The organism is Paenibacillus sp. PL91 (assembly GCF_012935325.2).
In the GTDB taxonomy this organism is placed as follows: Bacteria; Bacillota; Bacilli; order Paenibacillales; family Paenibacillaceae; genus Pristimantibacillus.
This window is the reverse complement of record NZ_JABBYG020000011.1, coordinates 33,767-50,491: the sequence shown is the minus strand read 5'-3', so window position 1 is coordinate 50,491 and position 16,725 is coordinate 33,767. Positions and strand designations below refer to the sequence as shown.

Annotated in this window: 12 protein-coding genes; 6 read left to right on the top strand and 6 right to left on the bottom strand. The window is 49.3% G+C overall.

The window, feature by feature from the left end; genetic code table 11:
- Positions 1-146 precede the first annotated feature (146 nt).
- The 5 genes from abnB to HI950_RS36025 all read left to right on the top strand — a co-directional run bounded on the left by abnB (position 147) and on the right by HI950_RS36025 (position 4,910).
- On the top strand, positions 147-1,637 hold the full coding sequence (gene abnB / locus HI950_RS22850; protein WP_169087804.1) for an arabinan endo-1,5-alpha-L-arabinosidase AbnB: 1,491 nt from the start codon (positions 147-149) through the stop codon (positions 1,635-1,637).
- Positions 1,638-1,703: 66 nt separating this feature from the next.
- Positions 1,704-2,276, top strand: coding sequence for a DUF6143 family protein (locus HI950_RS22845; RefSeq protein ID WP_169087524.1), 573 nt, complete (start codon positions 1,704-1,706; stop codon positions 2,274-2,276).
- 162 nt (positions 2,277-2,438) lie between these two features.
- Positions 2,439-3,020 (top strand): TetR/AcrR family transcriptional regulator, encoded by a 582-nt coding sequence (locus tag HI950_RS22840; protein WP_169087522.1) that lies wholly within the window; start codon positions 2,439-2,441, stop codon positions 3,018-3,020.
- A gap of 61 nt (positions 3,021-3,081) precedes the next feature.
- A complete protein-coding gene (locus HI950_RS36030; protein WP_223285451.1) occupies positions 3,082-3,939 on the top strand; it encodes an SDR family oxidoreductase in 858 nt (285 codons plus the stop codon).
- A gap of 5 nt (positions 3,940-3,944) precedes the next feature.
- Positions 3,945-4,910: an alpha/beta fold hydrolase gene (locus HI950_RS36025; protein WP_317618430.1), complete on the top strand. Its 966-nt coding sequence runs from the start codon at positions 3,945-3,947 to the stop codon at positions 4,908-4,910.
- A 67-nt stretch (positions 4,911-4,977) separates the two neighbouring features.
- Here the strand turns inward: HI950_RS36025 and HI950_RS22830 are convergent, their stop codons facing one another.
- Complete coding sequence (locus tag HI950_RS22830; protein WP_169087520.1) at positions 4,978-7,182, bottom strand: asparaginase domain-containing protein; 2,205 nt, start codon at positions 7,180-7,182, stop codon at positions 4,978-4,980.
- Positions 7,183-7,202: 20 nt separating this feature from the next.
- On the bottom strand, positions 7,203-8,606 hold the full coding sequence (locus tag HI950_RS22825; RefSeq protein ID WP_169087518.1) for an asparaginase: 1,404 nt from the start codon (positions 8,604-8,606) through the stop codon (positions 7,203-7,205).
- 424 nt (positions 8,607-9,030) lie between these two features.
- Here HI950_RS22825 and HI950_RS22820 point away from each other — a divergent pair, with 424 nt between their 5' ends.
- On the top strand, positions 9,031-9,225 hold the full coding sequence (locus tag HI950_RS22820) for a sporulation protein Cse60 (RefSeq protein WP_169087516.1): 195 nt from the start codon (positions 9,031-9,033) through the stop codon (positions 9,223-9,225).
- 434 nt (positions 9,226-9,659) lie between these two features.
- Here the strand turns inward: HI950_RS22820 and HI950_RS22815 are convergent, their stop codons facing one another.
- Genes HI950_RS22815 through HI950_RS22800 form a run of 4 tightly spaced genes read right to left on the bottom strand, consistent with a single transcriptional unit; the run spans position 9,660 to position 16,285 of the window.
- Positions 9,660-10,481 (bottom strand): class I SAM-dependent methyltransferase, encoded by an 822-nt coding sequence (locus tag HI950_RS22815; RefSeq protein WP_169087514.1) that lies wholly within the window; start codon positions 10,479-10,481, stop codon positions 9,660-9,662.
- Between the two features lie 35 nt (positions 10,482-10,516).
- Entirely contained in the window at positions 10,517-11,986 is a 1,470-nt protein-coding gene (locus tag HI950_RS22810; protein ID WP_169087512.1) for an NHL domain-containing protein, read from the bottom strand.
- 31 nt (positions 11,987-12,017) lie between these two features.
- Positions 12,018-14,525, bottom strand: a complete 2,508-nt coding sequence (locus tag HI950_RS22805; protein ID WP_169087511.1) for a FecR family protein — start codon at positions 14,523-14,525, stop codon at positions 12,018-12,020.
- The gene (locus HI950_RS22800; protein ID WP_169087510.1) at positions 14,522-16,285 is read right to left on the bottom strand and encodes a CHASE2 domain-containing protein; all 1,764 of its coding nucleotides are present in this window, start codon (positions 16,283-16,285) and stop codon (positions 14,522-14,524) included. Before HI950_RS22800 ends, HI950_RS22805 begins: the two co-directional genes overlap by 4 nt.
- Between the last annotated feature and the right edge of the window lie 440 nt (positions 16,286-16,725).

Sequence of the window (16,725 nt, the reverse complement as noted above, 5' to 3'; positions counted from 1 at the left end):
AGAGGAGGGCTAAGCCCTTCTCTTTTTTTACGGCTTAATATATAATAAATTTATTAATTGATTAATATTTATATAATTATCCAAACATCCGTCAAAGGGGATCTGTCACATTGAGAAAACAAACGATTATTTTGCTAACCGTATGCATGATGACCTTCATGAGCGCATGCAGCGGAAGTAACGCCAGCAACGCAGGCAATCAACCGCCCGCCGAAAGCGCGGCGCCTGCCTCCACGGCCGAAGCTGCAAACGGCACAAATTCGGAAGCGGTTACAACCAATGAGCCCGCATTTGCTGACGCTTCCGTACACGATCCATCGATCATTAAAGTCGGCGATACCTATTATATTTTCGGCTCCCACCTCGCTGCTGCGAAGTCAAAGGATTTGATGTCTTGGGAGCAGCTTAACTCAAGCGTCTATGAAGGAAATCCGATTATCTCGGACGTATTGGCCGAAATGAGCGAGGAGCTTGCTTGGGCGGAGACGGATACGTTCTGGGCGGGTGACGTTATCCAATTGCCCGACGGCAAATTTTATATGTATTACAGCATGTGCAAGGGCGATTCTCCTCGTTCTGTGCTTGGCTATGCGGTCGCCGACAAGGTGGAGGGGCCTTATCATAACAAGGGCATTATATTGAAATCCGGCATGTGGAATGATCCGAGCGAGGACGGGACGATCTATGATGCGACCGTGCATCCGAACGTTGTGGACCCGAACGTCTTTTACGATAAAGACGGCGTTCTGTGGATGGTGTACGGCTCGTATTCGGGCGGGATTTTTATGATGAAAATGAATCCGGAAACCGGTCTGCCTTATCAAGGTCAAGGCTATGGTAAGCGGCTTCTTGGCAATAATCACAGCCGCATCGAAGCGCCGTATATGATGTACAGCAAGGAAACGGACTATTATTATTTATTTCTATCCTATGGCGGCCTAGATTCAAGCGGCGGGTACAACATTCGCGTTGCCCGCTCCAAAAAACCCGACGGGCCTTTTCTCGACTCCGAGGGCAAGGATATGATTGATGCATTTGGAGCTTCCGGCACGCTGTTCGACGACGCGTCTATCGCGCCTTACGGGGTGAAGCTGATGGGCAACTTCCAAATGGATAATGTCGACGGGGAGATCGCGAATATCGGAACGGGGTACGCATCGCCTGGTCATAATTCAACCTTCGTAGATCCGGACACCGGCAAAATGTTTCTCATCTTCCATACCCGCTTCCCATCCCGCGGCGAAGCGCATGAGGTGAGGGTGCATCAGATGCTGATGAACACGGAGGGCTGGCCGGTCGTTGCCCCGCATCGCTACTCGGGTGAAACGGCTGAGCGCGTAACCGCTGACCAAATCGTTGGCGACTACAAATATGTGAATCACGGCAAGGATATTACGGCTGACGTTAAGCAAGCCAGTCTTATTACGCTAGGCAAAGACGGCAAAATTTCCGGCAGCGTGAGCGGAACATGGAAAAGCACCGGGGAAGCAACAATTGATCTAACGATCGACGGGAAGCTATATAATGGCGCCCTGCTGCGAGAATGGAACGAAGGTACACTGAGTTATGTCATGACGTTTAGCGCATTATCCAAGGACGGAATGGCGATTTGGGGCAGCCACGTGTCCAAAGAATAGCTCCCCCGCAATAGCATTGCACAATCACGGCCCCGATCCGCAGGCATGTTACAGAATTCCAATCATATGGTGGAGTATAGGCATGTTGCGAAGGATGGTGAAGCGATGTATGGCAATGGGCCAGTCAGCGTGGTCAATCTAACAAATCCGCTTAACAAGTCGCTGCAGGGGAAATACTTTTTGGGCGAGACGGATCAACTAAATCCAACCGATTCGAACCGAACTTGGGGAGCGCTCATCAACCCTCCCCATTCGGGCGTTAATCTTTATTTGGATATTTATGTGCTGAGCAATTTGTCGGATGATAAGCTCGTCTCGCAAATTTGCTTCTGCTCCAACCTGCCAACGCACGGCAAGCAGTCGCATGAGGTATCCACTGCAAATTTAACGCTCAATCCGAAGCCGACGCCGCGCGGGCAGGTCCAATTCGGCAGCGGCCTCGACACGACCGCTCTCGCTGCAGTTCCCGTATCTACGCGAGTCATTCCGTCTTACTCCAGCGTCTCGAGCGAGAAAGCGGGCCACTGGATCATCGGTCCCGGCCAAGCGATTCTCTTCACGCTAACCAGCTCCATGAATCATCCCGCTCCCGCCGTCATCTCCATAGGCTGGTGGGAAGAGGCTCAAGGCATGTATTAAGGCAAAATCGCCCCTCAACCAGCAATGGTCGAGGGGCGATTTTTTGTTATGGCAACTATTGAGAACAATTTATGAAATCACATTTATTATTTTCCGCGCCCTTTTACTTGGTATTTTAACGCCCATTGACAGCCTCATCATTAGTACTGTATAGTGCTAATTATGAGGCCGAAAACTAAAATTTCCAATCGCGAGATTGCACTTCAAACCGCTGCGAGCCTATTTTTGAGCAAAGGCTACCTCGTTACCAGCATGGATGATATCGTTGCCGAAAGCAAGGTATCTAAAACGAACATTTATTATTATTTCAAAAGCAAGGAGGAGCTGTTGTCCGCCATTATCGAGAAAATGACCGACCAGTACGAGCAGCTTATCACTTACATTGCAAGCCAGACGGAGCTGCCTGTCATGGATCGGCTCATGAGACTGATGAACGTGCTTATCGAACAGGACGCCGACTGCCTCGGAGGCTGCCCCTTCCTGACGCTATATACACAGACACCGAAGGAAGCCACTGCTATTCGTGAGCAAATCAGCCGTTTTTTCGGCAGACAGCTGCAGATTCTTGAGAAGCTCATCGTTCAAGGAATCGCGAGCAATGAAATAAACAGCAGGCTGGAGCCGCAGCAGACGGCTGCCTTAATTCTATCAACGATTGAAGGCGGACTGTTCCTACAGCATACGAATCAGGATTCATCCCTATTGCAGCACTCGCTTCATGCTTTAGCTTCCATGCTAAAGTAATTTTTTTGAGTGTATTAGTACTGTTTAGTACTAGTATGTAAATAAAGAGGAGGACATATATATGGCACATATTTTTATAACAGGAGGAACCGGATTTATCGGTTCGCAACTGGTGAGGCAGCTCGTCGCCGAAGGCCACCGCATTACCGCGCTGGTTCGATCAGCCGCTCGGTTCAATGCGCTGTTTGGGCAAGCCGGAGAGGAGATGCTCCCTTCCCTATCCGCCATTGTCGGGGATTTGACGCAGCCGGGACTTGGCCTTTCTTCAAGCGACCGCGAGCTTCTACTTACCACAGACGTTATTATTCATGCCGGCGGGCCTATGGATATTTTGCTAAGCGAACAGGAAGCGAAGCGTGTATTTCTCGATGCAGCTGAGCATTTAACACTACTAGCTGACCATTTGCAAAGAAACGGCCAGCTGCGCCATTTCATTCACGTCGTTGGCTTCAAGAGCCCGGCAACGGATCGCAATGTAAACGAGCAAGCTGCCATTTTGAAGCGGTTGGAGCATGAATCCCCTTACGAGCGAATGAAGATCACCGCTGATTTCTATATCCTACAGCATGCTAGGCAACACGGCTATTCACTGTCCGTCGTTCACCCGAGTGTCATTATCGGCGATTCCGTTACAGGAAATACCGAGCAAACCGGCGGGCTTGGCATTCTCATCGCCTCTGCCAGACGGAAGCTGATGGGCACAGTGCCCGGCGGACCCAAGCACTGGCTTCCGCTTGTTCACATTGACCATACCGCTGCATTCATTGCGGCGCTCGTCAATGAACAGCAGCCTGTCAGCGATACCTACTACCTGCTTGATGAGCAAACCGCAAGTCCAAATATGACCCAGCTCATACGGATAATAATAAGGAGCTGCGCGTTCCAGCGCCTATCGGCTCCATTTCTCTTTCATTACTAGGAAAAGTGCTAGGCACCAGCCTAGGCAGCAAGCTTGGCATTCCCGAGCAGTCGCTCAGCTTTATCGTGAACCAGCCATTCCCTCTCCAATCCGCTAGACATATTCAGCAAAAGCACGCGCTGCCCACTTCCGTCAATCCGTCTACTCTTCCGCATGTTGTTGCTGATTTGGATTATCGGCTATCGCACGGACAATCGATTCATCCGGGCTTTGAGCGCGGCAGGCGCGGCTCACTAGCAACGTTAAAGAAAGCCGGCAGCGGCCATCCTATTCTTATGCTGCCGGGCACCTTTAGCGGAGCCGATTGCCTGCTGCCGCTAGCCTCCGAGCTGCATGGCCGTCCCGTTTGGATTGCCGACCTGCCCGGCTTTGGACGATCGCCCTACCATCATAGCGCAAACGTAATAGAAGGGCATGTCCAAGCGATCATAGAGGCTGTCGCTTCGCAGCAAGAGCCCGTTACCTTGATCGGTCATTCCTACGGCGCCTTGCTCGCAGCCAAAGTTATGGAGCGTATGTCATCAGATCATTTTCACGCCGTACGCCTGCTTCAGCCTGTATTCCATCCGGCTAACTCACGGTACAAGAGCAGATTTGCAAATCGTTTGCTTCTGCCTCATGTTACGGAAGATAGGCTGCGTAAGGAGCTTTTAGCGCGCGGCTGCTTCGGCCATTCGAGCGAAATGCCAGACAGCTATGTCCAGTTTGCACGGAATGAGCTTAGCTCTCCAAGAGTCAGAGCCACCTTGGCGGATACGCAGGCCGCCTTGACCAGAGCCGAGCATTTCCGTTTGCAGCCAGGGCGCTGGAGCAGCAGCCAAGTAAGCATGCTTTGGGGCACAAAGGAACGCGTCTACTCAATTCCCACAGCTTATGCTGTCATTCCTACAACGCTTCTCCCCTACGGCCATCACTTCCCGATTTCACATCCAGCCGAAACGGCGCGGCTATTGCTTCAGTCCGGGCTCTAGTCCATGGCATGCAAAAAAGGCGGCTCCAAGTGGTCTAATAAGACCCTTGGAACCGCCTTTCGTTTCATTATTTACTTGCTTTAAGCATGTTCATAATAATCGTAATCGCATCCGCTCTAGTAGCGGTAGCTTTGGGCGCGAAGATGTTGCCCGTCCGGCCTTGAATAATGCCTTTGTCGCTGACTACTTTGACAGCGCCCTTCGCCCATGCCGGAATATCCTCATTGTCGGCAAAGCTTGTTGATGCATTAGCGTCCAGCTCAAGTCCAGCTCCGCTTGCGATCATCGAGACCATTTCCATTCGCAGAATATTAGCGCTTGGACGGAACGTACCGTCTGGATAGCCGCTAATAACTTTTGCTTTCACCGCTCGAGCAACAGCATCCTTTGCCCACGCCGCGATTTTGTCATTGTCGGCAAAGGCAAGCGCAGCACCCTCACCCTCCGCTTTTAACGCCCCCATCAACATGACGGAGAACTCTGCGCGCGTTACTGTGTTACCCGGTCTGAACGTGCCGTCGACATATCCCTTCACAATGCTGGATGCAACCGCCTCTTTAATGGCTGCCTCTGCCCAGTGCCCGGAAATGTCCGTAAAGGAAGCCGGTTCATCCTTCTTATCTACGGCAAATACGGCAAACTTGGTGAAGTGGTCGGATTTCACAGTAATCACGCTGCCGTTAATCGTTCCGCCCATCTCCACCCACTGCTTCTTCGTCTCGTCGTAATAGAATACAGAAGCCGTCTTGCCATCTTTGATAAGAGTCGTATCAAATTTGAAGGTTAAGGTGACCGGAACTAAGAAGTTGGCTGAAATGTTTTTGAGTATTTCAAAAATCGGTGATACCAGCTGACTCGTTGATTCAACGATACCGCCCGTACCTGTCAGCTTTTCAATCGAAAGCAGCATTTGCTCCTTCGTCGCTCCTGCCGGTACGGATACCGTGACGCTGTCTTCCAAGCCTAGCGTGCCCGCGCTTCCAGCACCAATCGTAACCTTGCCTTTGCTTGGCACATTACCGCCCGATCCACCCGATCCGCTATCCCCGCCTACAGGAGGAGTAGTCGTCTCTGGCACATCTACCGTAATATCCTGCGTGCCTACTGTCTCAAACCAGCCTTTCACCGTATTGAAATCACTGGAGAAAGCAAGTGACAGCATAAGCATAATACGGGCATGCTGCGGATTTAAGTTGTCTCCGGCAATAATGCCGTTTCCGCTGCCCGTAATCGTGCCTGAGCCCGTTCTTGTTGTTGAGACAAAGGTGACACCGTGGTCGCGAATAGCCGCGGTACGCGCTGCGCTCATTTTCGATGAAATGCCCGCCGCTCCGGTGCCTGCCGTGACAATGCCCTTAGCGCCATCCTCAACTAAGGCGCGGATCGCTCCGCCGCCAGCTTCCTGGTAGCTGTAGGCGATCTCTACGATCGGAAGATTATCCTTCGAGATAAGCTTCAAATTAAATGGGGTTGCCCAGTCGGCCTGACCCGCCTTCAGCGCTCTCGCGTTAAGACGATAAATGCGTACAGCCGGATCATCGACATAGCCCAGCGCTCCGAACATCGGCGTCTCGAACGTATCCATCCGATGCGAATTGGACTTCGTCACCTCGCGAGCCGCATGAATGACATCATTGAGCATGACGACCGTACCGTACCATTTTGTTTTGCCGCTGCCCGCTACTTTAATCGCTTGATAAAGGTTAGCCGGGCCATCGGTTCCGATAACATCCCAAGGTCTCATCGCACCGGTAACGACTACCGGCTTCTCGCTTTGAACGGTCAGATCAAGGAAATAAGCAATTTCCTCCATCGTATCGGTTCCTGTAGTCACGACAGCACTATCATAGATTTCAAGCGCTGCGTCTACTGCAAGAGATAGATCATAGAGCTCCTTCATCGTGTAGCCGCCTGAGCCCTTATTTCCGAATTGGAACGTCGACACATCGGCAAGTTTATCTTTTCTTGGCAGCTGAGACACTAAATCTGACATCAGGTACGTGCCTGCCGCGTAATTTTGAAAGTTGGTCGGATCATTGTCTCTAGCTTTGCCTGCAAGCGTTCCGCCTGTCGCCACTACGATGACATTTGGCAGCTGCGATGCCTTATGCGCCTCGGACAAAGCCGGAATGTTAAAGGCGGGCAGCTGCGGTGCCGCCGTCTCGGCACGAACCGAGCTGGCATAACCAGTCAGGATCGTGCTGAGAAGCGCCGCTATGAGGAGAGGAATAAATATTTTCTTCGCTGTATTCGGGTTGCTTCTTATGGTCATAACCGTGCTCCTCCCCTAAATTATTGCGTGACCAATGCTGGTTCAGGCGTTGCTGTCGCTGCAGGCTCTGTCGGCGCAACGGTTGGTTCTACTGTAGCAGTTGGAAGCTCAGCTTCAGGAGTAGGAGCCGGGGTAGCAGCTGGCTCCGTTACAACAGGCTCGGTCACTACCGGCTCAACGAGCGGCTCCTCGACAGAAGTTTTCAGCACCGTGTTCTCATCAACCGAAATTTCAACATCTTGTGTGCCGAAGGTTGTGAACCAGCCTCTAATCGTTCCGACATCATTGGTAAAAGCGAGTGAAAGCAATAGCATCATGCGAGCATGAGCTGCATTCAGATTGTCGCCGCCAATGACATTGCCGCTGCCGCTATCATAGATTGAGCCTGAGCCTGTTCTTGTGGTCGATACGAAGACTACGCCTTTATCTTTAATGGCTGCCGTGCGAGCCGCGCTTTGCTTGGACGAAATGCCGCCTGCACCAGTGCCTGCCGTTACGATTCCTTTTGCCCCATCCTCTACCAATCCACGGATACTGCCGCCGCCAGCCTCTTGGTAGCCATAAATAATCTCTACGATTGGAAGGCTGTCTTTGGAGATCGTTTTAAGATCAAATGGTGATGCCCAGCTCTTCGTCCCTGCTTTGCTCGCTCTTGCAGGTGCCCGGTAAATACGAACGGCAGGATCATCTACATAGCCAAGCGCGCCAAACATCGGAGCATCGAATGTATCGTTGCGGTGTGCGTTTGTTTTCGTCACTTCGCGTGCCGCATAAATGACATCGTTCAGCATAACAACCGTGCCAAACCATTTTGTTTTGCCGCTGCCAGCTACTTTAATCGCTTGATAAAGATTGGCAGGCCCGTCCGTTCCGATTACATCCCAAGGTCTCATAGCGCCCGTTACGACAACCGGCTTCTCACTGCGGACCGTCAGGTCAAGGAAGTAAGCAATTTCCTCCATCGTATCGGTACCTGTCGTTACGACAGCACTGTCATAAATCTCAAGCGCCGCATCAACAGCAAGCGAGAGATCGTAAAGCTCTTTAATGCTGTAGCCGCCTGACCCCTTATTTCCGAATTGGAAGGTGGAGACATCGGCTATTTTATCTTTTTTAGGAAGCTGCGCTACTAAATCTGCCATCAAATAAGTGCCAGCCGCATAGTTTTGAAAGTTTGTAGGATCATCGTTTCTTGCTTTTCCAGCAAGCGTACCCCCTGTTGCAACTACGATAACATTCGGAAGGCTTGATTCCTTATGCTCGGATGAGAGAGCCGGAATATCAAATTTCGGTAGCTGCGGCGCTTCTTCAGCTCGAACAAAGTCCGTTCTTGTCAGCACCCCAACCATCGCTGCTAGCAGCGATAGAACTAATAGAGGAATAAGAACCTTTTTCGCCAACTCACTTTTGATCATTTGTGTCATGTTAATTCTCCTCCAATGTTATATATCTCTCTTTCCTATTCAATAGTCTATTTCATGTTAGATAAGTTAACAAATTCAAAAACAGTCAATAAAGCGTATCCATCCGCTTTTTACTGCTTATATCTACATAATTTATTTAGTCTCTTACTATATTAAAGTATGTATATGTTAGCTATATTTACATTATCTATGAATGAAGGAAGCTAATGTTAGAGTGAACATAGACAACAATATACGAAATCAACAACGGCTGTTTTGGATGCTCCGATTGCCTCGTTAAAACGTCTTTACCGCCAACTTTCTCGCTCTTCGCCTGTCCAAGTTGACACTTGCACCGCCCAATGCTATGGTGGACGTCAGAAGGCATTTCGCGACTTTCGCGAGGTGCCTATCTGTCTATTTAGCAAGGGGAGGTGAGACAAGCATGATACAGGTTAAAGAGTTTATCGATACAGATACGGTGTTTGCCGAAAAAAGAGCAAATGAGTTTTTGGCGGAGCTGAGCGAGGATCAAGTCATTAACATTTGTTACGGGTCCATGATCAAAACAGCCACATCCGGCAACGCTTATCAACGCAGCACGATCTTAGTTGTTTATAAGCAAAATAAAGATAAGTAAAGAAGAAAGCGGGTGATCCCATCACTAAGCCCCGTCAAACTAATCTGGCACCATCGGAGAAAAAGGGGAATGAGGCAAAGGACATTCGAGGCATAAAAAGAGATAAGTGGGAGTTCTTCTTCCTCGTGCTCTCTTGCACGGCAACAATCGGTTTATTAGCTACGGCTATCGGATATACCGTTTATCTATTTATCAAGCAGTAAAAGCAGTTATGTTGCAACCGTTATCACTTATATTGTACGGAGGTTGAGCCATGAACGATTTTACTAATGATCGATTGTATAGATTAAAGAGCGGAATATTCACAAAGCCGTAGTCCCCCTCATTCCTTTCCAGCATGAAATAGAAAAGAAGCAAGCAGCCTTTGCCCAGTTACGGCGCCAGCGACTTGCTTCTTTGAGTTGTCTATTCAAACGTTTTTCTTAAAAAAGGGGCTACTTCACGCCCAGCCTCATCCGATAGCTGAACATAACCTCTAGCTCTCTGCCCGCAAAATAATCGTCCACACTGCTTCGGAACGCCTCGATCGGCTTCACAAGCTCCGTTGAGCCAAGCTTAAACACAGCCTGCACGCCGCCTTGGCTAAGCGCTAAACCAACGTAACGCTGCGCATCGCATCGTTCCATGTTATGAAATACAATCTCCTTAGAGAAACGAAACAAGCCGCTTTCTCTAATTTGCGTTACATGCTGTTCCTTGTCACGCTTGCTTGCTCGGTCCTTCTCCGCAATATTGCTCGCGATAACTGCCTCGCTCCGGTCGATAAGCCGCTTATACTCCGCCTCAACGGACCAATGCAGCGTCGGCGGCCAATCGCAGTCATAGGCTGCAAATACGCCCTCCGGTTTAAGAACGCGTGCAAATTCGCGCAGCGTGCTGACGGGCTCCATCCAGTGAAACGACTGTGAGCACGTTACGATATCGACAGTCTCCGCTTCCAACGCAAGCTTGTCAGAGTAGCCTTTGACGAAGGAAATATGCTCTGCATCCGTCAGCTCTGACAAGCGAGAGAGCGCCTTGCCCCTCATATCATCATTGGGCTCAAAGCCAATGATCCGCTCGGCATGCTTGTTCCACACAAAGGAGGACAAGCCCGTACCGCAGCCGACGTCAGCAACAAGAGCTGGCTTACGCCCCAGATAGCTTGTCAAAATATCTACAACTGCCGCAGGTGCCTTTGGTCGATGCTGGTCATAATCATTTTCAAATCCGGAGAATCGATCTACGTTATTTTGCAAATGGCTTCCTGAAGTCATTTCACAGCCTCCGTTCCTGGTATAAGGAGCTGAGCTTATTGCTGCTCGCTACTAATAATAATAGCATTGAATTCAGTATCTTGCGCAATTAAGAACGAAGCCGCATCCTCCAAATAGGCCACCTCTACGTACATGATCCCCTTCTCAATCACGACCGCACGCTTCGCGTTGGCTTTAAGCGCAAGCTTCCAACCGTTTTTGGCAAGTCGCAATTCCTTCGCAGCAGCATTCCATTTCAAATCCGCTCCCCATGCTTGAAACAAGGCTCTGACCGGCAAATAGGTTTTGTCTCCGCTCTTATAGGGCTTCTGCGCTGCAGCAAACTTCACTTGCTTGCCCTCCAGCCAGACCTGTACATCCTTGCTTGCAGGGAGCAGCTCTGTTCCGGCAATTAATTCCTCTTTATTATGGATCGGCTTAAGCGCCTTGGAATCAACCGCAAGCACCTTAACGCTATTGTTTAAAGTGTCCGCAACATACAGCTTGCCAGCCGCATAGAGCAGCGAGGAAGGCTGATTGAATTGCGCCGTATCTGCTGTCCCAACCTTATCGCCCGGCTTGCTCATGCCTGCAATTGAAATCACTTTCCGATCGGCTTGCACAGCACGAATACGGTTGTTCAAGCTGTCCGCTACAAACAGCACACCGCCTGCATAAGCAAGGCCGCGAGGCCGATTAAACCGCGCTTCATCGCCTGAACCATTGGCATAACCGCCTGACATATAGCCTGTAAGCGTATCGACGGCAGTCGGCTTTCCGGCATAGGTGGTCACTTTTCCCTCATAAATATAACGAATCAAATGATTGCCGCTGTCCGCTACGTATAGGCCGCCTTTATCATCGAAAACAAGTCCCATAGGCTCGTTAAAAAGCGCTTCGGCAACGGTTCCGTTCTTGTATCCGCCCGTTTCAGTAACACTCCCAGCAAATATAGTAGTTACACCCTCTGGCGAAATCATGCGAATAACGTTGTTAAGCGAGTCCGCTACATATACGTTATCTTTGGCGTCAATCGCAAGACCGGTTGGCGCGTTGAACTGCACTTCTCCAAACTTGCCGTCATTGCTGCCCGCTTTGCCATTTCCGGCAGCCGTGTACACGCGATCGTTTACGATTTTGCGAACAACATGGTTTTCAGTATCGCTCACATAGATGACACCTTTGCTGTTCACTGCGGAGTCGTACGGTTGATTAAAGGCGGAATTCACCGTCGTCCCGTCTAAATAGCCCGCAGCAGTCTGCGTCGTAACAGGCGACAGCTTGCCATTTTGCCACCTGCTTATTTGATTGCTCCCTGAGCTGACAACAACGATGCCGCCATCTGGCGTCATTGAGAGCCCGGAGGGCTGACTGATCTTGTCCATCACCTTAGCAACCGATGTAGCACTCGTGCTCTCCGCTTTGGACACGATCTCTTCAACTGCTGCATATGCCGTTGCATTAACCGTAACCAATGCTGTCAAAATCGCAGTTCCCGCTGCAAGTAATCGAAATGTATTTTTCACGCTACTGCTCCTTTCTTTTTTGTATTCAAACTCAAGCAGTCACCCGGATCTTTATAATGATCTCATCTATCCATTCTTCATCTTTAAAAATAGGAATACTAAGCTCGTACATTCCCATAGGCACGTTTTTGAAATAATTTGCCTTTAGCACGAGATTTCTGTTCATGCCCGTCCCCGTTAGCTCGTAAACTTCCCCTGCCAAATTATAAGGAGCTTCAAATCCATCACAGTCCTCGTCATCATTCTCAAAGCAAAGCATATCGAGCCTTAGTTCTCCTATGTCATAGCCTAGCGTCTTCAATGTCAGCGCCACATCAACCGTTTCTTCGTCCATTTTGCTGAACACCGCGAAATTCTCCGATACTTGAGCCCGGTATGGATAGAAAACAACTTGCACCCATTCCTGCACCTCATGAGTCTCTGCATTTTCCCAGCTATTTGGCTGAACAACGACAATCACTGAGGAACCGTATTTCACAGCATCCAATAGGGTAACGATTAACTCTGCTGGATTATCCTCATTAATAACCACGCTCGCTACACCGACAATGTTGGGCAGCGGCAAATTAGGCTCATCACCTTCTCCGATTATCGAATTAAATGGCCCCTCAAATTCATCAGAAAAAACGCTGACCACCATCGTATCGACTGGATCTGTATAGTTAGATGTCATCTGAAGATTGCTGCTAAACGGTAATATTAACGTAAAGGCATCGGTCATATAGGCTTGATCGCTAAGAAGCATTGGAGCAGTCGAGGCCCTTACATTCACATAAATATCGATACTGGCTTCATCATCAGCTGTAAATTTGATTCGTAAATGGTACATGCCCGCATCAACATAATCCGCATTAAAATACGATGCTTTCAGCTTAACTGACGCTATGCCATTATCGACTCTCATGTCTATTACATCGGTCAAATTATATTCAAAGTATGGATCGCATTCGGGTGTTTCATCAAAACCAACTTCGCCCCCATCGCCCGGGCAAACCCTGCTTAAAGTAATGGCAGGAGGCTCATCAGGTGAATAATACCCAAGCGTAGAAAACGTTACAATATGGCTAGGTTCTTCTGAAGCGGCGGCATGCTTGTAAATAATCGGTGTGCTAACATCCTCAAATTTAAATACAAACCCTTCCAAGGGCCCTCTTGCCGTTACCTGTTCATCCTGTTGAATATCGTTTGTTTCTGCGTTTTTCAACTGCCCCTTTTGAATCTTTATTTGAATTTTTGAATTGTACGAAATAGGCTGGGATAATGTAATGACCAACCGGTTGGAATGATCCGGATCGATCTTAACCGATTCAACGGCATCTATCATTTCAGTAAATCCACTTTCCGTTTCATATCGTTTCAGTTTTACTAATCCTTTTGCAGGGAACTCCAAATTATCGTTATAAGCCAGTGTTGTCGTAAACGGCAAAATAATCGTTTTATCATCAATCATATACGAGTAAAGATCACTATAAAAAGCATTCACGTCTAACACCGGCGGTTTAGGTACTGGCATTGGCGTCGGTGACGCGGTTGGCGTCGGTGACGCGGTTGGCGTCGGTGATGCCGTTGGCATCGGTGACGCGGTTGGCGTCGGTGACGCGGTTGGCGTCGGTGACGCGGTTGGCGTCGGTGATGCCGTTGGCGTCGGTGACGCGGTTGGCGTCGGTGATGCCGTTGGCGTCGGTGATGCCGTTGGCGTCGGCGTTACTGTCGGCGTCACTCCATCGCCACTACTACCACCACCTGATTGCCCCGAGCTATCCTCGAATATAATGGTGTTGTCGGATAACGCGCCTCCAGTGGACTTGGAAGCCTCCGTTTCCTCTTCCTGCTTTTTCGTATCTATTAACTTTTTGGCCTCATTAAGCAGCGATTTATCGGTTTTTGGATCCTCTTCAAGCAATTGAATATAGCGCTCCAAGCCTACAAGCGGGAGATCACGATAATCCAGCTCCATTTTGTCGCCTGTTCCTTCTACATTTAATTGCAGCTGCTCATTCGGATTGACGATCGTTTCATCCTCCAACTCTCCGCCATGGCTCGTCTTCACCGCGCCTTCAAATACGCCGACGTAGGTCTCGTCGTTCTCGTGTGCAACCGTAAACTCCGTACCCATTACACCCATAATTGCCGTTGGCGTCTCTATCTCGAACCTCGAATCCCCATCAAGCTTCTTCTTAATCGTAACAAGCACCTTGCCCTTCAGCAGGCTAAGGCTTGTCTTGCCGCCCAGCGCCTTGGCGCTCTTAACAAGCTCACTCACAACCAGTGTCGTATTTACGCCGATGGTCACTTCTTTATCGCTATCCAGATCCATCGTCACCTTGCCGTCACTGCCGGTTGCAATAGTATCGCCCTTGGTAATAGCCATCCCTTTAAAAGCTTTAAACTTTTTGGAGCCGCCGCCCTTTTTCACTTCAGCTTTGCCGTCTACACGCGTAATCTTGCCCGTTTTATCCGTGTCCTTCGCAAAGACGGAAGTTGGCATAATCAGCCCGATGACGAGCAGCAGGACGACAAAAAGCTTGAATGTCTTCATTTTAATCCCTCCAATTCATAGATTGATATGCCCTGTTCTTTCCCTTTGACCTTAATTTCGCCAAGAGAATTAGCGTTAACGCGATCCTTAACCACCTGATAAACCGCATCGCTCAAAATAATTTGCCCCGGCTTCGCGTTGCTCTCCAGCCTTGCGGACGTATTGACGGTGTCTCCGATTGCGGTATAATCCATTCGGCTCTTCGAGCCGATGTTGCCGAAGACGGCAGGGCCCGTATGTATGCCTATACCAAACTTAACGCCAAACCCAAACCGTTCGATCAGCTTGCACTCAAGCGCAGCCGACCCTTCCTTCATCGCCCATGCCGCCTCTACAGCACGCATTGGATGATCCTCCAGCAGCAGCGGCGCGTTAAAAATAGCCATCGCCGCATCTCCAATAAATTTGTCCAGCGTGCCGTCATACTTAAAAATGCAATTAGCCGCGAGATCGAGATACTCATTTAAAATTTCAACGATTTCCTCCGGCTCCGCCTTCTCCGAGAGAGGCGTAAAGCCGCGAATATCAACGAACAGAACAGTCAGCTCACGGCGCGTCCCGCCTAGCTTCAGGCCTTCCTCGCCGCTTCTCAAAATCTGGCTCACGACCTCCGGCGCAACATATCTGCCGAAAATATCCGTCACTCTCCGCCGCTCCAGCAGCTCCTCCACATAATGAAAGCCGACGACGACAATACAGCTGATAATCAGCAGCGGGACGACATAACCTATCGATATAATAAAGCCTCGACTATATAAGTAGCTGCTTCCTATTACAAACACAGCCATAATTGCCGCGACAGCCAAAAAGGAAATAATCATATTCCACTTCCGAAACAGGAAGTAGGCGAGCGCGGCCGCAATGAGCAGAATGAGTGCATTCCATTTCCAATCGAGCTCTTGCTTGAGGTCGCCCTCCAGAAGCGCCTGAATAATGTTTGCGTGTATTTCCACCCCATACATCGGGATCTTTACCTGCAGCGGCGTCAGGTAATCATCCTTAAACCCTGTAGCGTACGGACCGATCAGCACAATGCGGTCCTTAAAATAATCCGCAGGAACGTCGCCGCTAAGAACGGCTGAATAAGGAATCGCCTCATACTGTCCTGGCCGCCCCGTATACGGGATATGGAACTGGCCGAATGCGTCCAGCGGAAGCATATTCGTATTCACTTGTTTGCCGGAGCGCTCCATGAACATCTTATAAATAACCCCAGAAAAACTCTCGATCTGCTCGCCTTTACTAGCAAAACTATACAAGGCATTTCTTACAACCCGGTCACGGTCCGGTATCGTATTGATGTGCCCGACCGCAGCCGCCGCTTCTTTAAGTGCAGGGAACGGCTCCGACATGGCAAGCGCTTCAATCCCTCCTCGCTTAGCGGAGCTAGCGAACGTGCCAAAGACCGGCATGACAATATTGCCCGCATTCGACACCGCTGTGATGAGTGCCGCATCAGAGTCGGGATCGTCTGCCGAGGGTGCTGGAAAGGTAACGTCAAATGCAATGACTGCAGGCTCCCCTTCAGCAAGCGTATCAATGAGCTGCGCATGCACGCTGCGATTCCAAGGCCAGCTGCCAAAATTGTTTATGCTCTCGTCGTCAATCGCAATAATCGCAATGCGTGTATCAACTGCGCTCTCCTTCTGCATAAATCGATCCTGAAAAAAATAATCCATCGTGTCTAGTGTCCCTCTATACATGAGTAACACTGCCATAGCTGTCAGCAGCGCAATCATATGTACGAGCTTTATTTTCACAATATCACCTCTCGCTTTCGCTGCCCTGCTTTGTATCGCGATTTCCTAATTCCAGGAACCCGATCGAAAAATGATCGGAGGCTGGGATGCATCATATCGTTCCTTGCTCATATTGTTAAGTACAGGCTTCAAGCCACTTGCTGGGATAGACCAATCGGAGGTGATAGAATTTCTTGAAAGCATGCAGTAAGAGAGGGATAATCTCCAGCACGCTATGCAATTTTGAAGCTTTAAACCTACCTCTTACGATGTGAAATTAGTTCTAAAGTTATATAAACCTATTATATATGAAGACGGAAAATAATAGAATATTGTCGAAAGTTTACTTATTATATTTTTTGCTGTAAACATATCCGAATTCCATTCTTAGATCGAAATTCCCATCATCTATTGCCAAATAACCATACATTCACTACTATTAAATTAACAAAATCCAATAA

Coding starts and splice junctions, on each gene's coding strand:
- HI950_RS22830 (WP_169087520.1), bottom strand. CDS start 7,182: ATGACCATAAGAAGCAACCCGAATACAGCGAAGAAAATATTTATTCCT.
- HI950_RS22820 (WP_169087516.1), top strand. CDS start 9,031: ATGATACAGGTTAAAGAGTTTATCGATACAGATACGGTGTTTGCCGAA.
- abnB (WP_169087804.1), top strand. CDS start 147: ATGATGACCTTCATGAGCGCATGCAGCGGAAGTAACGCCAGCAACGCA.
- HI950_RS22840 (WP_169087522.1), top strand. CDS start 2,439: ATGAGGCCGAAAACTAAAATTTCCAATCGCGAGATTGCACTTCAAACC.
- HI950_RS36030 (WP_223285451.1), top strand. CDS start 3,082: ATGGCACATATTTTTATAACAGGAGGAACCGGATTTATCGGTTCGCAA.
- HI950_RS22825 (WP_169087518.1), bottom strand. CDS start 8,606: ATGACACAAATGATCAAAAGTGAGTTGGCGAAAAAGGTTCTTATTCCT.
- HI950_RS22805 (WP_169087511.1), bottom strand. CDS start 14,525: ATGAAGACATTCAAGCTTTTTGTCGTCCTGCTGCTCGTCATCGGGCTG.
- HI950_RS22815 (WP_169087514.1), bottom strand. CDS start 10,481: ATGACTTCAGGAAGCCATTTGCAAAATAACGTAGATCGATTCTCCGGA.
- HI950_RS22845 (WP_169087524.1), top strand. CDS start 1,704: ATGGTGGAGTATAGGCATGTTGCGAAGGATGGTGAAGCGATGTATGGC.